Source organism: Bradyrhizobium sp., assembly GCF_019242285.1.
Classification (GTDB): domain Bacteria; phylum Pseudomonadota; class Alphaproteobacteria; order Rhizobiales; family Xanthobacteraceae; genus Bradyrhizobium.
On the sequence record NZ_JAFAVV010000593.1, the window covers coordinates 1 to 2617 of the forward strand.

Here is a 2617-nt window from a genome sequence, read left to right on the forward strand (position 1 = left end):
GATGCTTCAAAGACCAGGAGATGATCGAAAACTGCGAATCGAAGATCCACCAGAACGCCAGTGCCGACAGCACGGTCGGCACGATGAAGGGGATCAGCACCATCGCCCGCAGCATTGCCTTGAACGGCATGTTCTCGTTCAACAGCAGCGCGAGATAGAGCCCGATCGCGAATTTGAAGGCACTGGCGACGAAGGTGTAGAGCAGCGTGTTGGTGACGGACAACCAGAAGATCGTATCGTCCCACAGCCACTCGTAGTTCTCGGTGCCGATGAACTCGCCGATGCGGCCGATCTTGGCGTCGGTGAACGACAGCCAGATGCCGAGCCCCAACGGATAGGCCAGGAAGAAGATCAGGAAACCCAGGGCCGGCAGCATGAACCAGAAGCCGAGCCAGTTCCGGTTGTGCCTGAGCTGGTCCCAGGCGGTCGCTTCGCGGATTTCCGACTTGGCGCGCTGCGGCGCGAGGGCAAGGTCAGCCATGGGCACCATCCAACTGTGTTGAGACAGCGCGGGCGGCGCCGGCCGCCGCCCGCGCCACGGTCAAGCTAGCCGCGATAGATCCGCTTCAACTGCCGCTCGGCCTCCGAAATCGCGCCCTTGGCGTCCTTGGCGCCGGTGCAGTAGTTGGCGAACATGTCGACCACGATGAAGTCGGCGATCGCGGTCGCCGCCTTCTCGCCGGGCGTGCCGATGCCCGACGCCGGCAGCGCGCGCTTCGAGGCCTGCCCGAACACCGCATTCTTCGGGTCGGCCGTCCAGATCGGCGAGGACTCATAGGCATTCAGAGTCTGGGTCAGATAACCGCGTGCGGCTACCAGCCAGTTGTCGAACTGCTCCTTCTCCAGCATGAAGGTGATGAAGGCCTTCGCGGCGTTCGGCGATTTGGTGAAATTGAATGCCAGGATCGGGACCGCGAGCTGCAGCTCCGTCGGCCTGCCGATCGGACCAACCGGCATCAGCGCGTGGTAGGTGTCTTCCGCGAGCTCCTTCTTGGTGGGGTCGTCCTTGGCGGCGATGTAGATCGAGATGCCGTTGGACGTGCAATAGAGCTCGCCGGCGAGGTACGCCTTGTTGTTCGAGGAATCGTTCCAGGAAGCGACGCCGGGGATGAACGTGTCGGACAGCGCCTTGGCATAGTCCAGCGCCTTGATCGTTTCCGGCGAATTGATGACGACCTTGTCGTCCTTGTCGACGGTGTAGGCGCCATGGCCCCACAGCACCCAGTGCAGCCAGCCGGTGGCGTCGCCGGTGGCGTGACCGAGGGCGAAGCCGGCCGGCGTGTTGTTGGCCTTCAACGCCTTGCACATTTCCAGGAAGCCCGGAAAATCCTTCGGAAAGTCCTTGAAGCCCGCCTTGTCGGTCGCCGACTTGCGGTAGGTCATGTAGCCGCCGACGGTCGCGACGGGAATGCCGAGCCAGTCCTCGCCGTGCTTGCAGGTCTTGGCGGCCGCGTCGGTCCAGCCGCCATATTTCTTGCCGAGATAATCGGCGACGTCGTTCATGAGCAGGACCTTGGTCGGAAACAGCTGGGGCAGCGTGTGCAGACCCCAGGCCATGTCCAGACCGGAGCCGGTATTGGCCGCAACCGAAGCCTTCGGCTGCACGTCCTCGAAGGACTCGCTGAAGACGTTCATCTCGGTGCCGGTCGCTTTGGAAAATGCGGCGACGATGGCATTGAAGGCCTCGTCCTCGGCCGGCACGAAGCGCTTCCAGCGCATCAGGGTCAATTTGGCGCCCGGCTCCGGCTTCCAGGGCGCGGTCTCGGCCCAGGCCCTGGCGAAGTCGAGCAGCGCAGGTCCGGTCAGCGCCGCGCCGGCGGCGAGCGCCGTGCCGCCCTGAAGCAGCGCGCGGCGGGTCAAGTCGTGCATCGTCGTTTCTCCCGTTTAAGTATTTTTTGGTCGTTCAAGCATTCATCCGCTTGCCGGTCCCCTCGTCGAAGAGGTGGACCAGCGTCGGATCTGGTTTCAGCCGGATCTTGTCGCCCGGATTGAATTGATGCCGTTCGCGGAACACCGCGACCACCTGCTCGCCGCCGAGCTTGGCGAAGACCTGCGTCTCCGAGCCGGTGGGCTCGACTACGATGATCTCGGCCTCCGCGCCGTCATCGGCGATGGTGAAATGTTCGGGCCGCACACCATAGACCGCAGGCCTGCCGTCGGAACTGGAAGGCGCGGTGGAGAGCGGCAGCGCAACGCCATTCGGCCCCTCGAAGCCCGCGGCGCCGTTGACCTTGACCTTGCCCTTGAGAAAATTCATCGCGGGCGAGCCGATGAAGCCGGCGACGAACTGGTTCTCCGGCTTGTCGTAGAGCTCGAGCGGCGAGCCAATCTGCTCGACGATGCCGTCATGCATGACCACGATCTTGTCGGCCATGGTCATGGCTTCCACCTGATCGTGGGTCACATAGATCATGGTCGTCTTGAGCTGCTGGTGCAGTTCCGAGATTTCGAGGCGCATGGTGCCGCGCAGGGCTGCGTCGAGGTTCGAAAGCGGCTCGTCGAACAGGAAGGCTGAAGGCTGGCGCACGATGGCGCGTCCGATGGCGACGCGCTGACGCTGGCCGCCCGAGAGCTGGCCGGGACGGCGGTCGAGATAGTTGGTCAGGTTGAGAACGCG

General features: G+C 63.6%; 3 protein-coding genes. All 3 read right to left on the bottom strand.

Annotated elements, in window-relative coordinates:
* On the bottom strand, positions 1-481 hold a 481-nt coding region (locus tag JOY90_RS24215), incomplete at its 3' end, for a carbohydrate ABC transporter permease (protein ID WP_291693636.1).
* A gap of 65 nt (positions 482-546) precedes the next feature.
* Positions 547-1869: an ABC transporter substrate-binding protein gene (locus JOY90_RS24220; protein ID WP_291693637.1), complete on the bottom strand. Its 1323-nt coding sequence runs from the start codon at positions 1867-1869 to the stop codon at positions 547-549.
* Positions 1870-1903: 34 nt separating this feature from the next.
* Positions 1904-2617 (bottom strand): ABC transporter ATP-binding protein (locus JOY90_RS24225; RefSeq protein WP_291693638.1); only part of this gene is annotated, 714 nt, incomplete at its 5' end.